Source organism: Actinotalea ferrariae CF5-4 (assembly GCF_000603945.1).
In the GTDB taxonomy this organism is placed as follows: Bacteria; Actinomycetota; Actinomycetes; order Actinomycetales; family Cellulomonadaceae; genus Actinotalea; species Actinotalea ferrariae.
Map to the genome: position 1 here is coordinate 1 of NZ_AXCW01000327.1, position 1,694 is coordinate 1,694.

Below are 1,694 nucleotides of genomic sequence, written 5' to 3' on the forward strand. Positions count from 1 at the left end.
CCGCCCGCTCGGCGCTCGCGGCGCCGTGGTACCTCCTGCTCGGGGTCCTCGGCGTGCTGCCCGCGGCCGTCGTCGCCGCGAGCACGGTCGTCGTCGTCGGCGGGGTGACCTGGTGGCTCGTGGGGTCGGGCCGGTTCGTCCTCGCCGCGCCCGCGCCCGGCGAGCCCGCGGGGGAGCTGGTCGGCAACGCGGCCTGGGTGACGCCGGCGCTCCTGGCCGCCGCCGCCGCCCTGGGTCTGGTGGTCCTGTGGTTCGGGCCGCTCATGCGCACCACCCGCACGGGTGCCCGCTGGGTGCTGCGGACGGTCGCCCCGGGACGGGTCGGGGCGACGGTGCTGGTGCTGCTCGCGCTCGCGGCGGCGGTGCTCGTCGTGCAGACGTCGGTGGGCGCGGAGACGGTGTGGTGGCCGCTGCCCGGCCCGCCCGAGCTGCGGTGACGCGGCGGCGCGATCGGCTTTTTCCGGCTGCGGCCGTCACAAAGGTCGGAGGTCCCAGGACCGGGCCCGACCGCGGCTCGTACCCTGGGCGCATGCAGCCGGCGCGACGTGGCACGGCGGCTCCCCGCCGGGTCCCCGCACGCCTGTCCGCACGCCTGCCCGCACGCCTGTCCGCACGCGTCGCCGCGGCGTGGCTCGCGCTCCTGGCCGGGGTCACCGCGCTCGGCGCCCACGCGCCGGTCCTCGTGCACCGGTGCCTCCCGGCGGACGGGCTCACCGGGGGCCTGGGCATCCGCCTGGCGCTCCTGCGCCCGGACGCGGACTGCCCCTCCGGCACGCTCGCCGTCGGCGGGGAGCCGGGCCAGGTGATGGGGCTGCTCGTGCTCGTCGCCGTCCCCGTCGTCGTCGCGCACCTGCTCAGCCTGCTGGCCGCGGCCGCCGTGGTCGCCGGCGCCGGGGTACTTGTGCGGGCCGTCGGCGCCGTCCTCGGCGCCGTCCTGCCGACCCTGCCCGGCCGGCCCCGCGCGGTCGTGGACCGGCCGCACGCCGTCGTCGCGACGGTCGTGCGGGAGGTCGTCCGCCCGGTCCTCGACGCGGCGGCCCTGCGGCGCGGCCCCCCGGTCCTGCTCGGCGCCTGAGCACCGACCCCGTCGACCGCCCCCGGGCGGCGTCCCAGGCACCGCACCCGCGCCCGTCCCACCCGACGCCCTGCGTCCCCAGCCACCCGAGGTCACCATGTCCAGCACCAAGCCCACCCGCACCCAGCGCGAGGAGGCGCGGGCCGTCGCCGAGCGCCTGCAGAAGGAGCAGCAGGCCGCCGAGGCCCGCCGTCAGCGCACCATCCTCATCTCGCTGCTCGTCGTCGGCCTCCTCGCCATCGGCGGCGTGGTCGCGTTCATCTTCGCCAACGCCGGCAGCACGGCATCCGCCACGATCGACGTCCCGGACCTCACCGACGCCGAGGACCCCTTCGAGGGCATCGCGGCCCCGCCCGGGGCCACCGCCGACGGCGCGATCGTCGTCGGCCCGGACGGCGTGGCCGGCTCCGCCGAGGGTGCCGACGCCGACGCCGTGACCGTCAAGGTCTACTCCGACTTCCTCTGCCCGTTCTGCCAGCTCTTCGAGCAGACGAACGGCCCCGTCCTGGCGGACCTGCGCTCGGCCGGTGACGTCGTGACCGAGTACCACCTCGTGTCGATCCTCGACCGCGCCGCCGCCGGGTCGCAGTACTCCACGCGCGCCGCGGCCGCCGCGGCG

General features: G+C 78.2%; 2 protein-coding genes and 1 pseudogene. All 3 read left to right on the forward strand.

Annotated features, from left to right (window positions below; translation table 11 throughout):
• Positions 1–437: pseudogene (locus tag N866_RS21595) on the forward strand (serine/threonine-protein kinase); the annotation flags it as partial.
• Positions 438–529: 92 nt separating this feature from the next.
• Positions 530–1,075, forward strand: a complete 546-nt coding sequence (locus N866_RS17165) for a hypothetical protein (RefSeq protein WP_034228809.1) — start codon at positions 530–532, stop codon at positions 1,073–1,075.
• A gap of 97 nt (positions 1,076–1,172) precedes the next feature.
• Positions 1,173–1,694 (forward strand): DsbA family protein (locus N866_RS17170; protein WP_034228811.1); only part of this gene is annotated, 522 nt, incomplete at its 3' end.

Bases quoted from the DNA above. Each gene is read 5' to 3' on its own strand.
- N866_RS17165 (WP_034228809.1), top strand. From the start codon at position 530: ATGCAGCCGGCGCGACGTGGCACGGCGGCTCCCCGCCGGGTCCCCGCA.